17 protein-coding genes and 2 pseudogenes are annotated in these 18,912 nt (G+C 35.3%); 11 read left to right on the top strand and 8 right to left on the bottom strand.

Annotated elements, in window-relative coordinates:
* From H599_RS19925 to H599_RS0115735, 3 genes and pseudogenes are all read right to left on the bottom strand, one after another.
* Window positions 1-223: pseudogene (locus tag H599_RS19925) on the bottom strand (IS5/IS1182 family transposase); the annotation flags it as partial.
* 198 nt (window positions 224-421) lie between these two features.
* Window positions 422-1,111 (bottom strand): SIMPL domain-containing protein, encoded by a 690-nt coding sequence (locus H599_RS0115730; RefSeq protein WP_026715001.1) that lies wholly within the window; start codon window positions 1,109-1,111, stop codon window positions 422-424.
* Window positions 1,112-1,157: 46 nt separating this feature from the next.
* Window positions 1,158-1,796 carry a rhomboid family intramembrane serine protease gene (locus H599_RS0115735; RefSeq protein ID WP_026715002.1) on the bottom strand — a complete coding sequence of 213 codons (639 nt, stop codon included), beginning with the start codon at window positions 1,794-1,796 and terminating at the stop codon, window positions 1,158-1,160.
* A gap of 113 nt (window positions 1,797-1,909) precedes the next feature.
* Between H599_RS0115735 and H599_RS0115740 the strand changes: the two genes are divergently transcribed.
* Window positions 1,910-2,782, top strand: coding sequence for a lysophospholipid acyltransferase family protein (locus tag H599_RS0115740; protein WP_026715003.1), 873 nt, complete (start codon window positions 1,910-1,912; stop codon window positions 2,780-2,782).
* A gap of 65 nt (window positions 2,783-2,847) precedes the next feature.
* Here H599_RS0115740 and H599_RS0115745 read toward each other — a convergent pair whose 3' ends face one another.
* From H599_RS0115745 to H599_RS0115755, 3 genes are all read right to left on the bottom strand, one after another.
* A complete protein-coding gene (locus H599_RS0115745; protein ID WP_026715004.1) occupies window positions 2,848-3,420 on the bottom strand; it encodes a porin family protein in 573 nt (190 codons plus the stop codon).
* A gap of 12 nt (window positions 3,421-3,432) precedes the next feature.
* Entirely contained in the window at window positions 3,433-4,179 is a 747-nt protein-coding gene (locus H599_RS0115750) for a membrane metalloprotease (protein ID WP_026715005.1), read from the bottom strand.
* Window positions 4,180-4,259: 80 nt separating this feature from the next.
* Entirely contained in the window at window positions 4,260-5,303 is a 1,044-nt protein-coding gene (locus tag H599_RS0115755; RefSeq protein WP_026715006.1) for a hypothetical protein, read from the bottom strand.
* Between the two features lie 235 nt (window positions 5,304-5,538).
* On the opposite strand from H599_RS0115755, the gene H599_RS0115760 reads away from it, so the two are divergent.
* From H599_RS0115760 to H599_RS0115770, 3 genes are read left to right on the top strand one after another with little or no spacing between them, the layout of a single operon-like run.
* Window positions 5,539-6,054, top strand: coding sequence for an RNA polymerase sigma factor (locus H599_RS0115760; protein WP_026715007.1), 516 nt, complete (start codon window positions 5,539-5,541; stop codon window positions 6,052-6,054).
* A 57-nt stretch (window positions 6,055-6,111) separates the two neighbouring features.
* Window positions 6,112-7,026, top strand: coding sequence for a FecR family protein (locus tag H599_RS0115765; RefSeq protein ID WP_026715008.1), 915 nt, complete (start codon window positions 6,112-6,114; stop codon window positions 7,024-7,026).
* A complete protein-coding gene (locus H599_RS0115770) occupies window positions 7,013-9,541 on the top strand; it encodes a TonB-dependent receptor (RefSeq protein WP_026715009.1) in 2,529 nt (842 codons plus the stop codon). The genes H599_RS0115765 and H599_RS0115770 overlap by 14 nt, the downstream gene beginning before the upstream one ends.
* 110 nt (window positions 9,542-9,651) lie before the next feature.
* On the opposite strand, the pseudogene H599_RS21385 reads toward H599_RS0115770, so the two are convergent.
* Window positions 9,652-9,768 (bottom strand): annotated as a pseudogene (locus tag H599_RS21385) (hypothetical protein); the annotation flags it as partial.
* Window positions 9,769-9,827: 59 nt separating this feature from the next.
* Between H599_RS21385 and H599_RS0115775 the strand changes: the two are divergent.
* The 3 genes from H599_RS0115775 (at window position 9,828) to H599_RS0115785 (ending at window position 10,853) form a co-directional block, all read left to right on the top strand.
* Complete coding sequence (locus H599_RS0115775) at window positions 9,828-10,073, top strand: type II toxin-antitoxin system ParD family antitoxin (RefSeq protein ID WP_026715010.1); 246 nt, start codon at window positions 9,828-9,830, stop codon at window positions 10,071-10,073.
* On the top strand, window positions 10,073-10,372 hold the full coding sequence (locus tag H599_RS0115780) for a type II toxin-antitoxin system RelE/ParE family toxin (protein WP_026715011.1): 300 nt from the start codon (window positions 10,073-10,075) through the stop codon (window positions 10,370-10,372). The genes H599_RS0115775 and H599_RS0115780 overlap by 1 nt, the downstream gene beginning before the upstream one ends.
* A gap of 82 nt (window positions 10,373-10,454) precedes the next feature.
* On the top strand, window positions 10,455-10,853 hold the full coding sequence (locus H599_RS0115785) for a DoxX family protein (RefSeq protein WP_026715012.1): 399 nt from the start codon (window positions 10,455-10,457) through the stop codon (window positions 10,851-10,853).
* Window positions 10,854-11,150: 297 nt separating this feature from the next.
* Here H599_RS0115785 and glmM read toward each other — a convergent pair whose 3' ends face one another.
* Window positions 11,151-12,545 (bottom strand): phosphoglucosamine mutase, encoded by a 1,395-nt coding sequence (glmM, locus tag H599_RS0115795; protein ID WP_026715013.1) that lies wholly within the window; start codon window positions 12,543-12,545, stop codon window positions 11,151-11,153.
* A 101-nt stretch (window positions 12,546-12,646) separates the two neighbouring features.
* On the opposite strand from glmM, the gene H599_RS0115800 reads away from it, so the two are divergent.
* The 4 genes from H599_RS0115800 (at window position 12,647) to uvrA (ending at window position 18,757) form a co-directional block, all read left to right on the top strand.
* Entirely contained in the window at window positions 12,647-13,231 is a 585-nt protein-coding gene (locus H599_RS0115800; protein ID WP_026715014.1) for an acyl carrier protein phosphodiesterase, read from the top strand.
* Between the two features lies 1 nt (window position 13,232).
* Window positions 13,233-13,907 (top strand): DNA alkylation repair protein, encoded by a 675-nt coding sequence (locus tag H599_RS0115805; RefSeq protein ID WP_026715015.1) that lies wholly within the window; start codon window positions 13,233-13,235, stop codon window positions 13,905-13,907.
* 42 nt (window positions 13,908-13,949) lie between these two features.
* Window positions 13,950-15,734 carry a chloride channel protein gene (locus H599_RS0115810; RefSeq protein ID WP_026715016.1) on the top strand — a complete coding sequence of 595 codons (1,785 nt, stop codon included), beginning with the start codon at window positions 13,950-13,952 and terminating at the stop codon, window positions 15,732-15,734.
* Between the two features lie 191 nt (window positions 15,735-15,925).
* A complete protein-coding gene (gene uvrA / locus H599_RS0115815; protein ID WP_026715017.1) occupies window positions 15,926-18,757 on the top strand; it encodes an excinuclease ABC subunit UvrA in 2,832 nt (943 codons plus the stop codon).
* Window positions 18,758-18,912: the final 155 nt, after the last annotated feature.

Consider the following 18,912-nt stretch of genomic DNA (forward strand, 5'->3'; position numbering starts at 1 on the left):
CACTTTCTTTAAACATCTCTTTCAAGAGCAACATTCCTGCTATTTTACGAATCGGTATTGAGGGTCTTCCTTGAGTCGAATATAAATTTTCGAACTCAACCTCCATTTTATCCCAAGAAATCTCTTGGGATAATTTTACCAATGGATGTCCAAGGTTGATAAGGTCTGTGAGTCTAGTTTTGAATAAATTTTGTTGTAAATCGGGTTTTATTTTGCCTAACATATTGCCACTTTTTTATACTCGAATATACCTTTTTCGGCAATTATTACCATCTCTTTCTAGCTAAATTTTATAGTAATAAAATAACAATCAGGTAGTTATTTGTTTTATAAGGGATAACTAATTAGATTAATCTCAAAATATAAAAAAGCCCGTAAAACATGATTTTACGGGCTTTTTCATTTCCTTATATTTTTCTTTTTATTCCAAAATAAAATTCACACTTACATTAGCCGTAATTGTAATTTCTCCCATAGCCAGAGTTTCTCTTGGAGCAGCATCACTTTCCATTGCCATTGTTTTAAATCGGGCGTAAACCGGTTGCGGCGTATAACTTTGAGTATTATCAGAAATTGTCAAAGCACGTCCTACTTTTTGACCTAAAACCGAAACATAGTCTTCTGCCTTATGTTTGGCTTCTTTCATCGCTAATTTTCTCGCTTCCGATTCATATTGCGCTAATTTAGACGATTGGAAAACCACATTATCAATTCGGTTAATTCCCTGATTGACCAAACCTTCCATTAATTCATCATATTTATTCAAATCTCTAACGATAATTTCGATAGTCTGAGTAGCATTATACGAAGTTTTCCTTTTCTCGTAATCATACTGCGGATTCAAACTTACACGCTGAGTTCGGTAATCTGTTGGAGCCAAATTCATTTTTTTGATGAGTTTTAAAACAGCGTCAATTTTTTCGTCGTTTTCTTTTTTAACATCTTTGGCAACGTTTCCTTTGGTTTCTACTGAAACCGAAACCGTTGCCTGATCCGGGATTACTTTTACTTTTCCTTCTCCTGAAACGGTAATTTGAGGAACTGGTTTTGTTTCCTGACCATAAGATAAAGTCATTAACATCAAGGCTAAAAATACTATTGTTCTTTTCATGTTTATATTTTTTAAAATTTATAGAAAGCAACCAAAAGTTGTGCCATTAAAACTTCTTCATCTTTATTAAAATAAAAAGAAGCACTATCGGAATCGTTAACAAACTGACCATCAACGGATGTAACACTAACAAATCCGGATAAACTAATAAGGTAATTAAATAGCCGCCAATAGCTCCGCCAAAATGTGCCGTATGTCCTATGCCGTCATTTTTAGCTTTCATTCCGTAAATAGAATACAACAAATACAAAATTCCAAAAACATAAGCCGGCATCGGAATCACAAAAAAGATTCCTAACATCATATCAGGACGCAATAAAATAGCAGAATACAAAACTCCCGTAACCGCCCCCGAAGCTCCGATAGCACGGTAATTGTATTCATTTTTATGAATAACCAAAGTAAGCAAACTTCCAAAAATTAAACTGGCAAAATAAATGATTACAAACATCAAATTCCCTAAATAAGAACTCACAACCGGAGCAAAAAAGAATAGTGTAATCATATTAAAAGCCAAATGTCCCAAATCGGCATGAAGAAAACCGGAAGTGATCATTCGAATTTGTTCTCCGGAACGAATTCGCCCAATATGGAATTCGTATTTTCTAAAAAAAGAAGAATCATTAAAACCTTTATAACTAAAAAGTATATTGGCAACAATTATTGCAATCAAAAAAGTATTCATAAGTCGTTATTATTTACAAGGGTAAATATAAGAATTCCTTTAGAGGCTTCAGGTATATGAGCACAGTTTATTGTGATTATCATTTTTGACTTATATTTGCTAAAAAAACCTGCATGCAATTTTTAGCCTATATTATCGCTTATCCCCTGCTTTGGCTGATATCGATTTTACCTTTTCGTATATTTTACTGGATTTCTGACCTGGTCTATTTTGTGGTTTACTACATCATTGGCTATCGCAAAAAAACCGTAAAATACAATTTAAAAATTGCTTTGCCAGAACTGAGTGACGAAGAACGTTTAGAAATTGAGAAAAAATTCTATCATCATTTTTGTGACTTATTTATGGAAATGGTAAAAACCATGTCTATTTCGGCCGAAGAAATGCAGGAAAGATTTAAAATTACCAATTTGGAATTACTCGAAGAATACGAAGCAAAAAACCGAAGTATTATGGTTTTAGCATCCCATTATGCCAGTTGGGAATGGTTAATTGCCATCAATCTTAAATCTTCTTATCAAGGGGTTGGTGTTTATAAAAAAATTGCCAACCGTTATTTTGACAAACTGGTCAAAGACATACGTTCTGAATTCAAAACCGAATTAGTATCTACTGACAAAACGATTCCGTTAATGGCGAACAACCAACGAAAAGGAATTTTGTCTCTGTACGGACTGGTTAGTGACCAATCGCCAAAAACCAAACAAATAGCGCATTGGGAAAATTTTATGGGAATGGAAACTCCGGTTCATATTGGCCCGGAATTATTGTCTAAAAAATACAATCTGAATGTGGTTTTTGCCAAAGTAACCAAAGTAAAAAGAGGTTATTACGAAGCTACCTTAGTTCCAATAACCGATGATCCAAAATCGCTTCCGAATTATGAAATCATCCATCGCTACATCAAAGAAGTCGAAAAACAAATTTATGAAGCTCCTGAATATTATTTCTGGACGCACAAAAGATGGAAACACCATAAAAACTAAACTAAAAAAGCTTAGCCAAAAATTAAGGCTAAGCTTTTTTATAATTCAAATGACAGATTTGGGGCTTACAAATCAATTCCTAAAGAAAACATCCAAAGTCTGTTTTGGGCTTTCTGTTCGTCATATAAATCTCCTAATCCCAGATGGTATCTTACGCCAAGGCTAATTCCTGAATCGGTTTTAATACCCGCTCCAAAATTCATTCCCCAGTCAAAACTATCCGGATTGTATTCCTGAGTACTGCTAAATACTCCGTCATAGACTTCTTTATGTGTTACGGCAACTCCTATTTGCGGTCCCGCTTCCAGAAAAAAGTTTCGGGAAGGATAAGCCTTAAACATCACAGGCAAGTTGATATAATTTAATTTTTGGGTAAATTTTCCGGAACTATTGGTTACTTCATAACCCTGTTGTGAAAACAACAATTCCGGCTGAATCGAAAAGGCTTCACTCAGGAAAGATTCTCCATAAATTCCCACATGAAAACCATGACGCTGATCGGTTTCTCCGTCACCATCAAAACTTACGGAAGCCAAATTATAACCTCCTTTAATTCCTACATGTGACTCATTACTATTTTGTGCTTTCATTCCTGCCGTTATTCCAAATAACAACAGTGTAATCAATACTTTTTTCATAATTTATATTTTTTATTTCCCGCCGTTAGCCTGAAGATCGGCAATGCATTGTGCATCCAACTGCGGAATGTTTCCTCCAAAAAGATTACTCCCTGATTCGGATTCCCAATACATCAAACAACTAGATACATTACAATGTCTTTTATGATTTGCATCTTCATGATCTGATTGCATAACGGTTCCGGCATTCGTTAATCCTAAAATATGACCAAATTCATGACTCATAACCGTAGTTTCTAATACTGTTGTACTAGGTCTATTAAGACCTCCACTTAATTTTTTTACTGTATTTTCATAGATTACAAAAGAAGTATTCCTGTAAGCCGTCCCTAAAATAACCGAAGTATCGGTGTCTTTGGAAGATTTAGCATCTGCAAAAAAAGCCCATACTGCAATTTGACTGCCGTCATTATAAAAAATTCTGTTTGCATTCTCTATTGCAATAATTTGTGCGTCTGTATAACTTGCATTACCCGGAGACGGAATGGCTCTTTTTTCAATGGTAATCCCTCCTGATTTATTAATTCGGCTCGTTAAGAAATTTTTAAAATTAGTTATTGCTGTTGCCGAAGGTTCATAGCCTTCTACATAAACCACTTCAATAATCATACTGTCAAACTTGTCTTCAGACAATAAATCGTGAGCTGAGGTTCCTAATCCTTTTTGGTTAGCGGATTTACTATTCGCGTCTGAATTAGAATCAGAACAAGAGGTTAAGAATAAACAAGTTAAAGCAATAACAGCTAAAATTTTCTTCATTTATTTATGTTTTAAAAACGACTTTCTTTTGCAAAATAGAAATTAAAAACAAATTATCTGCAAAAACGAACCTTAAACCTTTAAATTTGCTTCAAAACCAAAGTAATGGCACTATTCGTTTTACTTTGCAAAGTAATCGTAGAACTTGTAAAACTACTTACTTTCCATTCACTGTTAAACAAACTAAAATTAGTACTTCCTGTAAACCCAAATTCTAAATACACTTCCGTTTCAGATGTAACGGAATAGGTTCCCGATGCAATAGTGGTTAATGCATTCATGGATTTTACTTTCCAGTCATTAGCAAAATCAATCGTTGCATTCGCATAATTATTAGCCGAATCAACTCCTGCATTAATAAACGAATTTACTTTAAAAGTACCGTTTACTAAAATCGCTTCTAATTTGGCTTTATTTTCAGCGGCAACTTCCATCGAAGATTCGATAGCTAAAGCAGCATTAACACTGGATTTTAATTCTGAATCACTGTTTATTTCCATCGTAGAATCATCAGCAAGTGTTACTACAATTGGGTATTTTACTGAATAGTAACCCGTTGCACTTAAATTAGCCATATAGTTAAACAATTGTTGCTCCGTTAAAATCACCACACTTCCTGTTTGTTCTAAACTCGCATCATAAGTTAATATTGTGATTGGAAAACTAATATTTAAAGAAGAAATGGCATCTTTACTATCATCTTCTGCTTCACTACAACTATTCACTATTGCATCATATTGTGACTGACTGGTAACAGTAACCTCAGTATAATCACTCATTTTAATTGTTACAGGAAACTGAATTTCTACGGTATCGGTATCATTATTGAATTCGCCAAGAATACTAATTGCAGATTCGTAGCTCAATTGACTAATAAAATTAACAGTCACTCCGTTTACTATAGCTTTAAAAGGAAATTTTATCGAAGAACAGGACGAACCATCAATAAAATCATCCGATGAACCATCATACATGGAAACTCTTTTCAGATTAGTAGTCGTGGTCGAATTAGCCGTATTCGTATTTGGATTGTCTCCCTGTACGTCATCTACTTCACTTTGGCATGATGTTAAACTAAAAATACTCATCAATGCAATTCCGGTAATCATTTTTAATGTTTTCATAACTTCAAATTTAATATTTTCTAATTGTTAATAATGACGATTTATTCGCATTTCTGATAGTAAGACAACTCAGGTGTTTTTTTCCCCACCCTAAAAATCAAAAAAAAGCACAATAAATTTTAAACAATTAAAAACCAGCAAATTGCATTCTTTAAAATTTTTAGTTTTATTTCAAGTTATACAGTTTTAAAAAAATAAGCTACTTTTACATTAACCAAATTCCAAACCTACCAGAATGCCAGAGAAAAAAAATAGCCTTTGTGAAGAATCCTGTTTTAGTGATTTTTACATCAAAAATATTCAATCGGCTACCAATTTTGCCTACTATAAATCAGGAGACAGCGATGCGGCTTTGGATTTAGTTCAGGAAGCCTTTGCTAAAATTTGGGAAAATTGTTCTCAAATTGATTTTACCAAAGTCAAAACCTATTTATTTACCTCAATCAATAATCTTTTTCTAAATTCGGTAAAACATCAAAAAGTAGTTTTGGCTTTCGCCAAAGACACTCCGCCTCCGGACAAAACCAATCAGAGTCCGGAATATCTTTTAGAAGAAGAAGAATTTAAAATCAAACTGCAAAACGCCATCGCTTCCCTAAGCGAAGCACAAAGAGAAGTTTTTTTGATGAATCGCATTGACGGAAAAAAATACCGGGAAATTGCCGAAATTTTAGAAATCAGTCAAAAAGCAGTCGAAAAAAGAATGTCGGCAGCTTTAAAAATATTAAAAGAACAAATAGAAAATATTTAATTCACTGAAAGTAGGGTAAATAACGACACAGTTGTCTTACCACTATAGCGAGAACTGATGAAAAAGGAAAAAGAAATATTAAAATGGCTTAACGGAGAACTTTCGGACAGGGAAATCGAAGATTTAAAACAATCGGAAGATTTCCATACGCTGGAAAAAATCGCGCATTATTCCGCGCATTTCGATACTCCGAAAATTGATGCTCAGGAAGCTTTAGCAGCGTTCAAAAACAGAAATCAGACTAAAAAGAAACCTAAAGTGCGTCCGTTATATTTTAAAACCATTTATAAAGTTGCGGCGATTTTTGTGGTTTTACTGGCTTCGGCTTATTTCTTATTTTCAAACAGTACTCAGTCTTTTGAAACCGGAATTGCACAAACCCAAACATTTAAATTACCCGACAATTCCGAAGTTTTGCTAAATGCTTCGTCTAAAATTACGTTTAACGAAAAAAACTGGAACAAACAGCGCGATTTAACCTTGGAAGGAGAAGCGTATTTTCAGGTGCAAAAAGGAAAAACCTTTAGCGTAAAAACCGCTGATGGAATTGTAAAAGTTTTAGGAACTCATTTTGACGTAAAACAAAGAGACAACTATTATGAAGTAAGCTGTTTTGAAGGTTTAGTAAGTGTGACTTATAAAAATACGACCGTCAAATTACCTCCGGGAAAAAGTTTCAGAGTCATTAATAATCGTATTGAAAAAACAGACGATTTTGATGCCGAAACGCCTTCCTGGTTGCAAAAAGAATCGAGTTTTAACCGAATTCCGCTGCATCAGGTTATTGCCGAATTGCAACGTCAATACGACATAAAAATTGAAACTGAGAAAATTGATACCACGCAATTATTCACCGGAAGTTTTACGCATACCAATCAAAAAACAGCCTTGGAATCGGTGACTATTCCGTTGCGATTAAGTTATAAAATAAAAGGAAAAACGATTATTTTTTACAAATATGAAGTTCAGTAAATGGATTTTTATTTTAGTTTTCAGCATCGGTAATTGGAGTTGGGCGCAACAAACCACTACTCCGTTACCCCTGACTACTATTATCAAAAATATTGAACAACAGTATAAAGTAAAATTTTCCTATGCCGTAGCCGATATTGCCACTATCAGTATCGAAAAACCTGCAGTTACGCTCAGCCTTGAGGAAACTATTGCTTATTTGAATGCCAAAGTTCCGCTTAATTTTAAAGCGCTGGACGATCGATACATTACCATTTCGGCCTTAGACAAAACCATTACAATTAACGGAACGGTTCTCGATGAAAATTCCAATACCGTACTTCCGGGCGCTTCTGTCCGAACCAGTAACTCTAAATGGGCTATCAGCAATAAAAACGGAAATTTCAACTTAGAAAACATCCCTGTCGAAGCCTTGGTAACTATTTCGTACATAGGTTACGGAACCAAAGAATTCAAAGCCAAAGACTTTTTTGCCGCCGGAAAAAAAGGTTTATCAATTTCTTTAAAACCAACAAAAGAAGAATTAAATCCGGTTTTGATCCCGGTATTTCTAACCCCCGGATTACAAAAAAACACCGATGGAAGTACCGTTTTAAACACCAAAAAATTTGGCATACTTCCCGGACTGAGCGATCCTGATGTATTGCAATCCATTCAAACTTTACCGGGAGTGGAAAGCAGTAACGAAAGTATTGCCAACATCAACATTCGCGGCGGTACGAACGATCAGAATTTAATGCTTTGGGACAATATCAAAATGTATCATTCGGGACATTTTTTTGGTTTAATTTCGGCTTACAATCCTAATTTGACCAATAAAGTTGTGGTGACTAAAAACGGTACCAGCGCCGAATTTAGCGATGGTGTTTCCGGAACGGTAAACATGAGCACCAACGACGAAATTAAAAATTCGGTTTCGGGCGGAGCCGGAATTAATCTCATTAGCGGAGATATTTTTGTCGAAATTCCATTGGCAAAAAACTTGGAAATTGATCTTTCGGCGCGGCATTCCATCACCGATTTTATTAATACGCCTACCTATTCCAATTATTACAAAAAAAGTTTTCAGGACACCGAAATCAATGCCGATAACACTGATAAAAACACACAATCGGATTTTTATTTCTATGATTATACTGCCAAAATTTTATACGATTTAAACGAAAAACATCAGTTTAGAGCCAATTTTATCGGGATTACCAATGAATTAAATTATGCTGAAAATTATAATTCAGATGATACGAAATCCAAATCCAGTGCGCTTTCGCAAAAAAACATGGGACTTGGCGGAAACTGGAAAGCCCAATGGACCGACAAATTTTCCAGCCAACTGAGCAGCTATTATTCGAGATACAATATTGATTCCCGCGATTATCGCATTGCCAACGACCAGCTTTTAACCGAGGCCAATGAGGTTATTGAAACCGGAACCAAATTGAATTTGAATTATACTTTTAATGAAAATCTGCAACTTTTAAACGGTTATCAAATTAACGAAACCGGCATGCTCAATCAAACCCGTGTCAACAATCCGTTTTACTCCAGTACGAAAAAAAGTGTTTTGCTCAATCACGCGTTGTTTAGCGAATCGACCTTTCATAAAAACAATACTTTTTTAAGACTGGGGGTGCGTTTAAATTATTTTCAAAAATTTCAAAAACTACTTTTGGAACCCCGAATCAATTTCAGACAGGAACTTAGCAAACAATTGGCTTTGAAAGTAGAAGGCGAATTTAAAAATCAAACCACCACTCAAATCATCGATTTTGAAGATGATTTTCTGGGTGTGGAAAAAAGACGCTGGCAATTGGTCAACAACAATACGATTCCTATTGCAAGAAGCAAACAGGCTTCGGCAGGATTTGAATTTCAGCAAAACAACTGGAATATCGAACTTACCGCTTTTTACAAACTGGTTGACGGAATTACCGCTTCCAACCAAGGATTTTACAACAATTTTCAATACCAAAATGCGCACGGAAGTTATACCGACAAAGGAATCGAATTCCTAATTAACAAAACCACCCAAAAATACAGTAGCTGGCTGAGTTATACTTTTAGTGAGAACAATTATGATTTTGAAAGTTTCACACCTTCAATATTCCCGAATAATGTCGATATGCGACATACGGTAACTTTTGGATTCAATTACAATATTCTGGAAAATTTTAAAATCTCCATTGGAGGAAATTACCACAGCGGCATTCCTTATACCAAACCGGTTGAAGGAAACGAAACCGTGCAAAACGGCAACCATACTTTTGTGAATTACGATGCGCCAAACAGCCTGAACCTGGATGATTTCCTTCGTTTCGACGCTTCTCTCAGTTACAATTTCAAGTTCAGTTCGGCTGTAAAAGCGACAGTAAGAGCCGCGGTGATTAATATTTCCAATCAAAAAAACACGATTAATCGCTATTACAAAGTCGATCCTAATGATTCTTCAAAAGCCATACAAGTAAACAACCAATCGTTAGGTTTGACTCCTAATATGAGTTTTAGGGTCAATTTTTAATTTTTAGTACATGACAAAATATATTTTGTCATGTACTAAAATATTACATATAAAAAAATCCCTTTCAAAATCAAATTTGAAAGGGATTTTTTAGTTGTAACCAGCAGAACTTAAATTCCTGCGATTGCTTTGATTTCATCAATAATACTCAAGGCCAAAGCATCAGTCTGAGATTGCAAAGGTGCTTCGGTATAAATGCGGATATTAGGTTCGGTATTGGATTCTCTTTAAAGAAGAAATTTGAATTTAATACCAATAATTGGTATCTTTGATAAAAATAAAAGTTATGGCACGAAATACATCAATATTATTGGGAGACTATTTTGAAAAATTCATTGAAGAACAAATTTCCACTGGAAAATATAGTTCTGTAAGTGAAGTTATCAGAACTGCTTTAAGAGTATTTGAACAAGAAGAAATGAAAAAAAAATCGCTAATCAATGAACTCAAAATTGGTGAAAAAAGTAGTAAAATCAGAAATTTTGACCGCGATAAAAATCTTGAAATACTAAAAGCTAATTTTCAAAAATAATGTCAGCGTATATAATTAGTGAAAAGGCATTAGAAGACATTAATAACATTTGGATTTATACGGCAGAAAATTGGTCTGTTGAACAAGCAGATAGATACTATAATTTAATTATTGACGAAATTGAATACATCACCCGTAATTTTGACATGGCACTTGACATTGGAAAAATTAGAAAATCATATCGCTATTCAAAAGTAAAATCTCACATAATTTTCTTCAAAAAAGACAAAACCAATAAAATTGAAGTTGTTAGAGTTTTACATGAAAGAATGGATATTGAAAATAGATTAGCGGAATAACTAAAAAAACTAAATTTCACACTAATATCTTATTTTAAATAAAATAGCAGTATTTTAGTTCAAACTATTAAAAAATAAAATTATGAACAAAAACACTGATTTAGGTTTACTAATCCTTCGAATCGCTGTGGGAGGATTAATGTTATTGCACGGAATTGCTAAAATTGGAAAAACGTCATTCATTGCAGGAATGCTGGAAGAAAAAGGATTGCCTTCCATACTATCTTATGGCGTTTATTTTACTGAAATTATCGCTCCTTTATTGATTATAGCTGGTTTTAGAACCAGAATATCTTCGGTAGTTTATATTTCAGGTGCATTATTTGCCCTGTTTTTAGTACACAGTAACCAAATATTATCTTTAAATGAAGCTGGCGGTTGGCAATTAGAGTTATTAGGTTTATACATTTCAGGAGCTTTAACCTTATTCTTTACAGGTGGAGGAAAACTAGCCGTATCATCCTCTAATCAATGGGATTAAATATAAAAGCCCTATCTAAATGAATTTCTGAAAGAATTAATTTTTCAAAATCAAATACTATTAACCTAAAACCTTTTACAACATGATGTTATTTCCTTTCTTTTTTGTGATAATCTACATAGCAATTTTATTTGGAATCTTTTATTTGATCTATACCTGGGTTAACAAATTCATTCGTTTAAGAGAAGAACACAATAACTTGCTTAGAGAAATTATCAAAAAAATGGATTCAAAATAAATTAAAAAATCCCTTTCAAAATTAAATTTGAAAGGGATTCTTCTTTATAAAAACAGCAATTAAATTCCTGCGATTGCTTTGATTTCATCAATAATACGCAATGCCAAAGCATCAGCCTGTGATTGCAAAGGCGCTTCGGTATAAATACGAATAATCGGTTCGGTATTGGATTTTCTCAAATGTACCCATTCGTTAGCAAAATCAATTTTCACTCCGTCAACTGTAGAAATATCTTCATTTTTGTATTTCTCAGTCATAGCCACTAAAATCGCATCTACATCAATTTGAGGCGTTAATTCAATTTTGTTTTTGCTCATATAATACTCCGGATAAGAAGCACGCAAAGCCGAAACACTCATTTTTTTATTGGCTAAATGTGTCAAAAACAAAGCCACTCCTACCAAACTGTCACGCCCGTAATGCGACTCCGGATAAATGATTCCACCGTTTCCTTCGCCACCAATAACGGCATTGTTTTTCTTCATCAATTCCACCACATTCACCTCACCTACTGCGCTGGCTTCGTAACTTCCGCCGTGAGCTAAGGTCACATCGCGCAATGCACGGGATGAAGACATATTAGAAACGGTATTTCCAGGCATTTTACTCAACACATAATCAGCAACGGCAACCAAAGTATATTCTTCACCAAACATTTCTCCGTCGTCACTTATAAAAGCCAAACGATCCACATCCGGATCGACCACGATACCAAAATCCGCTTTTTCTTCTACTACCAATTCGCAGATATCCGTCAAATGTTCTTTCAACGGTTCCGGATTGTGAGGGAAATGACCGTTTGGTTCGCAATATAATTTTACGACTTCCACACCCATTACTTCTAATAATTTTGGAATAATAACACCGCCTGAAGAATTCACCCCATCAACCACAACTTTAAATTTAGCCGCTTTTACAGCTTCAATATCAACTAAAGACAAGTTCAACACTTCATCGATATGAATATCCATATAAGCATTATTTTCAATTACTTCGCCTAAATTATCCACATCCGAAAATTCAAAAGCTTCTGCCTCGGCAATAGTCAGAATTTTTTCACCTTCCACTCCGTTTAAAAACTCTCCTTTATCATTCAGCAATTTCAATGCGTTCCATTGTTTTGGATTATGTGAAGCTGTCAAAATAATTCCGCCATCAGCACTTTCCAGTGGCACTGCTACTTCAACCGTTGGCGTTGTCGAAAGTCCTAAATCAATAACATCAATTCCTAAACCAACTAGGGTATTTACTACCAAATTATGAATCATTGGCCCCGAAATTCGGGCATCACGACCTACTACTACTTTTAAATTTTTAGCATCCTGCCCTTTAGTATTTTTCAGCCAGGTTCCGTAAGCCGAAGCAAATTTTACCGCATCAACCGGAGTAAGATTATCTCCTACTTTTCCGCCAATGGTTCCTCTAATTCCTGATATTGATTTTATTAATGTCATTCTTGTTTCTATTTAATTTATTTGGTTATTTAAAGAATATTGGGAACAAATATAACAATTGACAGCTAACAAAAGTCAATTAGATTTCATATTTTAGACGAATGAATTTCTTAGCACACATCTATCTTTCCGGAAACAACGAATATATAAAAATCGGCAATTTCATGGCTGATGGTATTCGCGGGAAACAATTTGAAAAATATCCGGAAGCCATTCAAAAAGGAATTTTGTTACATCGGGCTATCGATACTTTTACCGATGAGCATCCGCTTTTCAGGCAAAGTACCAAACGGCTTCACGAACGTTATCATCATTATGCCGGTGTGATTGTCGATATTTATTACGATCATTTTTTAGCCAAAAACTGGGAAAAGTACTCTGAAGAAAATTTAGACGATTTTGTATCCGAATTTTACCAGTCGTTGCATCAAAATCATGCCGTTTTAAGCGAAAAAACTAAAAACATCCTTCCTTATATGGAAAAACAAAACTGGCTTTCGAGCTATCAAACCATCGAAGGCATTCACCAAATTTTGACGCAAATGGATCGACGAACCCAAAACAATTCCAATATGCGTTTTGCTTCAGAAGAATTGCTAGCTTTTTACGACGAATTTGAAAATGAATTTACACTCTTCTTTGAAGATATTCGAAATTATTGTTCCCAAAAACTAAACAAATTTTAAAATGGCATTTATAGCTCAATTAGAAACAGCGTTTCAGGAAAACGCAACTCCAGAGAATGCTGTTCCGATGGCTAAATACATGAAAAATCATTTTGTTTTTTACGGCATCAAAACCACCGAAAGAAGACAAAAGTTTCAGGAAATTTGGAAAGCAAACAAAGCAGCAGTTTCAAAAAACGCCAGAACCATCGCTTTAGAATTGTATGCCAAAGAGCCCAGAGAATTACACTATTGCGCGATTGAAATGCTAACAAAAGAACTCAAAGGAAAATACAAAAAAGAAGACATTCAACTCATTGAAAATTTAATTATTACCCATTCCTGGTGGGACAGCGTAGATACGATTTCGAAATACATTTTAGGACAATATCTCATAGAATTTCCAGAAATGATTCCGGAAGTAATCTTTCAATTTTCAAATTCCGAAAACATGTGGCTCAACAGGAGTGCTATTCTGTTTCAACTGGGTTACAAAGAAAAAACCGATTTTGAATTACTGCAATCCATTGGGATCCAACATCTAAATTCGAAGGAATTTTTTATTCAAAAAGCAATCGGCTGGGCTTTACGGGAATATGCTAAAACCAATCCCGAAGCCGTATTTGATTTTGTTTCAAAAAGTAATTTGAAGCCATTAAGTAAAAAAGAAGCTATAAAAAATATAGGTCGTCCTTAAAATATGTAGTAAATTTGTTCACTCAAAAAAAACAAAGCATCAATGTTCAAAAAATATCTTTCTAAATTAGAAATTATCATTGATTGGGCACAATCTATCTTAACCGAAAAACAATTTATCTTTCTTTCCAGCGTATTAGTTGGAATTTCTTCGGCCTTTGCTGTAATTGTATTAAAGACTTTCGCGCACTGGGTTTATGTTTTTGCTACTTATGTCAACAGTATTTTAAAACTCAGTTTTATCAACAGTATATTACCCATTGCCGGGTTATTGCTAACGGTTTTGGTTGTCAAAAGACTTTTAGGCGGCTCTATCGAAAAAGGAACACCTCAAATTTTATATTCCGTTGCCAAAAAAGCGAGTATCATTCCCCGAAAACAAATGTATGCACATATCATGACCAGTTCCCTAACCGTAGGTTTAGGAGGTTCCGCCGGATTAGAAAGCCCGATTGTGGTTACCGGAGCTGCTTTTGGTTCTAATTTTGGTCAAAATTACAAACTGAGTTACAAAGACCGAACCTTGTTAATTGGTTGCGGTGTGGCTGCCGGAATTGCTGCGGCTTTTAACGCGCCCATTGCCGGAGTTCTTTTTGCCATCGAATTCCTTTTGGTCGATGTGAGTATTTCGGCCTTCACTCCTATCATGATTGCTGCGGCAACAGGAGCTTTAGTTTCTGAAATCATTTTGGACGAAACCGTTTTATTAAATTTTAAACAACAACAGGATTTTGACTATCATAAAATTCCTTTTTATGTAATGCTGGGAATTTTAACCGGACTTACTTCTGTTTATTTTACACGAAATTTCCAAAAAACCGAACATTTTTTCTCGCATTTGAGAATGAATCCTTTCAAAAAAGCTTTTTTTGGAGCCCTTCTTTTAGCAGTTTTAGTTTTTGTTTTCCCAACACTTTTCGGGGAAGGTTACGAAAGTATTAAAATCCTGGCTGAGAGTCATCCGGAAGAAATTTTAGAAAACACCCTTTTCGAAAGTTTTAAAGATAACAGCTGGGTATTACTCGCTTTTGTTGCCGCTACGATGCTTATGAAAGTTTTCGCCACAGCTATTACGCTGGGTTCAGGAGGAAACGGAGGAAATTTTGCACCTTCGCTTTTTGTGGGTTCTTATGTAGGCTTTGTATTTTCAAAAGCACTTAATCTTACCGGACTGACTCATTTACCGGTGAGTAATTTTACTATGGTGGGAATGGCCGGAATCCTCAGTGGCTTATTCCATGCACCGCTTACCGCCATCTTCCTTATTGCCGAAATTACGGGCGGTTACAGCCTGATGCTTCCGCTAATGATTGTTGCTTCAATTAGTTTTGCCATTTCCAAACGTTTTGAAAAACACTCGATGGACGTTAAAGAATTAGTTAAAAAAGGACATGCTTTTACCAGCAATAAAGACCATAATGTACTTTCGACTTTAAATACCAATTCGATTATTCAAACCGATTTCCTGACCGTTTCACCGGAAGAAAATCTGGAAAAATTAGTGGATTTAATTTCGCATTCTAATCAAACGTATTTTGCCGTTGTGGACAAAGAAAGTCATTTACTTGGAATTGTGAACTTTAATAATATTCGCGAAATTATTTTCAACAAATACCGCGTAAAATATACACTTATCAAAGATATTATGATTCCTCCGGTTGATGTGATTTATCCTTTTAACACTATGGAAACCGTGATGAACAAATTTGAAAAAACCAAAGCAACATTTTTACCGGTTATTAAAGACGAAAAGTATTTTGGTTTTATTTCAAAAGCGGCTGCACTGGAAGCTTACCGGGCAAAATTAAAATCGATGACGATAGAGTAAAATTTCACAGAGATTCGCAAAGTTAACACAGAGACACACAAAATATTTCTCAAAATCTGAGCTAACTTTGCGAATCTCAAAAAAATCACTCTTTTACTATAAATTCTCTTCGATACTCTACGTTAACTTTGCGAATCTCTGCGAAACAAATAGTAACTTTGCTTCCGACTATTCGGAATTTGCAAAAAAATATGTTAGACACAGACAATACTATAGAAGTTTTAGGTGCCAGAGTTCACAACCTTAAAAATATTGACATCTCCATTCCGCGCGAAAAAATGGTGGTTATTACCGGACTTTCGGGCTCCGGGAAATCATCCTTAGCATTTGATACGATTTATGCCGAAGGACAACGCCGTTATGTAGAAACTTTTTCGGCTTATGCCCGTCAGTTTTTAGGCGGACTGGAACGTCCGGATGTGGATAAAATTGACGGATTATCACCGGTGATTGCCATTGAGCAAAAAACTACTTCTAAAAGTCCGCGTTCTACCGTGGGAACCATCACCGAAATTTACGATTTCCTGCGTTTGCTTTACGCCCGTGCCGCCGATGCTTACAGTTACAACACCGGCGAAAAAATGGTTTCTTATTCTGACGAACAAATCAAAGATTTGATTGTCTCTGATTTCAAAAACAAACGCATCAATATTCTCGCTCCTGTTATCCGCGCCAGAAAAGGTCATTATGGCGAATTATTTCAGCAAATTACCAAACAGGGATTCTTAAAAGTACGTGTGAATGGTGAAATTCTGGACATCACTCCGGGAATGAAACTCGACCGTTATAAAACCCACGATATCGAAATTGTTGTGGATCGAATGTTGATTGAAGACAATGAGGAAAACCAAAAACGATTGTCAGAGAGTATCAACACTGCCATGCATCACGGCGAAAATGTATTGATGATTCTTGATCAGGACAGTCAGGAAGTACGTTATTTCAGCCGAAATTTAATGTGCCCTTCCACCGGAATTTCGTATCAAAATCCGGAACCCAATTTGTTTTCGTTCAACTCCCCAAAAGGTGCCTGCGAACATTGTAACGGACTGGGAACGGTAAACGAAATAAATGTTGGCAAAATAATTCCAAATCCAAAACTTTCCATCAAAGCGGGTGGTTTTGCGCCATTGGGCGAATACAAATCTTCCTGGATTTTCAAACAATTGGAAATCATCGGACAGAAATACAATTTTAAAATTACCGATCCTATTGAAAATATTCCGGCTGAAGCTATGGAAATGATTCTCAATGGCGGAAAAGAAAAATTCACAATCAATTCTAAAGATTTAGGGGTTGCCCGTGATTACAAAATTGATTTTGAAGGAATCTCTCATTTTATCAAAAACCAACATGATGAGAGCGGTTCTTCAACCATTAAACGCTGGGCAAAAGATTTTATGGACGAATTGAAATGCCCGGTTTGTGAAGGTTCCCGTCTAAAAAAAGAAGCCTTATTCTTTAAAATAGACGAAAAAAATATTGCCGAATTATGTAATATGGATATTTCCGATTTGACCAAATGGTTTCATAATTTAAATTCGCATTTATCAGACAAACAACTCCTTATCGCTTCTGAAGTAATTAAAGAAATTAAGGATCGTTTAGACTTCCTGATGAATGTAGGCTTAGATTATTTGGCTTTAAGCCGAAGTTCGAAATCACTTTCCGGTGGCGAAGCACAACGCATCCGTCTGGCTACTCAAATTGGTTCGCAACTGGTTGGAGTTCTCTATATTTTGGACGAACCCAGTATTGGTTTACACCAAAGAGACAACGAAAAACTGATTCATTCTCTGGAACAATTGCGTGACATTGGGAATTCGGTGATTGTGGTGGAACACGATAAAGACATGATTGAGCGTGCCGATTATGTGATTGATATTGGACCAAAAGCCGGAAAATTTGGCGGTGAAATTATCAGCATTGGCACACCAAAAGAAACCCTGAAATCCAATACCATTACGGCACAATATCTCAACGGAAAAATGAAGTTTGATATTCCTGAAAAACGTCGGGAAGGCAATGGAAAAACAATGAAATTATCCGGAGCAACAGGAAATAATTTAAAAAATATTTCTGTCGAATTTCCTTTAGGAAAAATGATTTGTGTGACTGGTGTTTCTGGAAGTGGTAAATCAACATTAATTAACGAAACGCTCTATCCTATCTTGAATGCCCATTATTTTAATGGCGTCAAAAAACCACAACCGTACAAAAAAATTGAAGGTTTAGAACATATCGACAAGGTGATTGATATTGACCAAAGTCCGATTGGACGAACACCACGTTCCAATCCGGCAACTTACACCGAAGTTTTTACCGAAATCAGGGCTTTGTTTACCAAAACTCCGGAGAGTATGATTCGTGGTTACAAAGCCGGACGTTTTAGTTTTAATGTTGCTGGTGGCCGTTGCGAAAGCTGTCAGGGTTCCGGCGTTCGAACGATTGAAATGAATTTTTTACCGGATGTTTATGTAGAGTGCGAAACTTGTCAGGGAAAACGCTTTAACAGAGAAACTTTAGAAATTCGTTATAAAGGGAAATCAATTTCGGATGTTTTAGAAATGACTGTGGATGAAGCTGTTCCTTTTTTCGAAAATATCCCGAAAATTTACCGAAAAATTAAAACCATTCAGGACGTTGGATTGGGTTACATCACATTGGGACAACAAAGTACCACGCTTTCAGGTGGTGAAGCTCAACGCATCAAACTGGCAGGTGAATTATCTAAAAAAGATACCGGAAATACTTTTTATATCCTTGATGAACCTACAACCGGATTACACTTTGAAGACATTCGTGTGTTGATGGAAGTTATTAACAAACTGGTTGACAAAGGCAATACTATTTTGATTATCGAACACAATCTGGATGTGATCAAACTAGCCGATTACATCATCGATATTGGTCCCGAAGGCGGAAAAGGCGGCGGAACGGTTGTTGCCCAGGGAACTCCGGAAGAAGTTGCCAAAGTCAAAAAAAGTTATACAGCCAAGTTTTTGAAGAAAGAATTGAAATAATAGTTACTTATTTATTTTAAAAGCCTTTTTCTTTGAAAAAGGCTTTTTTACATTTATAACACGTATTAAACTACAAGAACTACTTTTTTTTAATATTTTTAATTTTTTTGTTGCATCGAAAAAAGGATAAAACTACTTTTGCTTAAAATAAATCT

This window comes from Flavobacterium daejeonense DSM 17708 (assembly GCF_000425425.1).
Taxonomy (GTDB): Bacteria; Bacteroidota; Bacteroidia; order Flavobacteriales; family Flavobacteriaceae; genus Flavobacterium; species Flavobacterium daejeonense.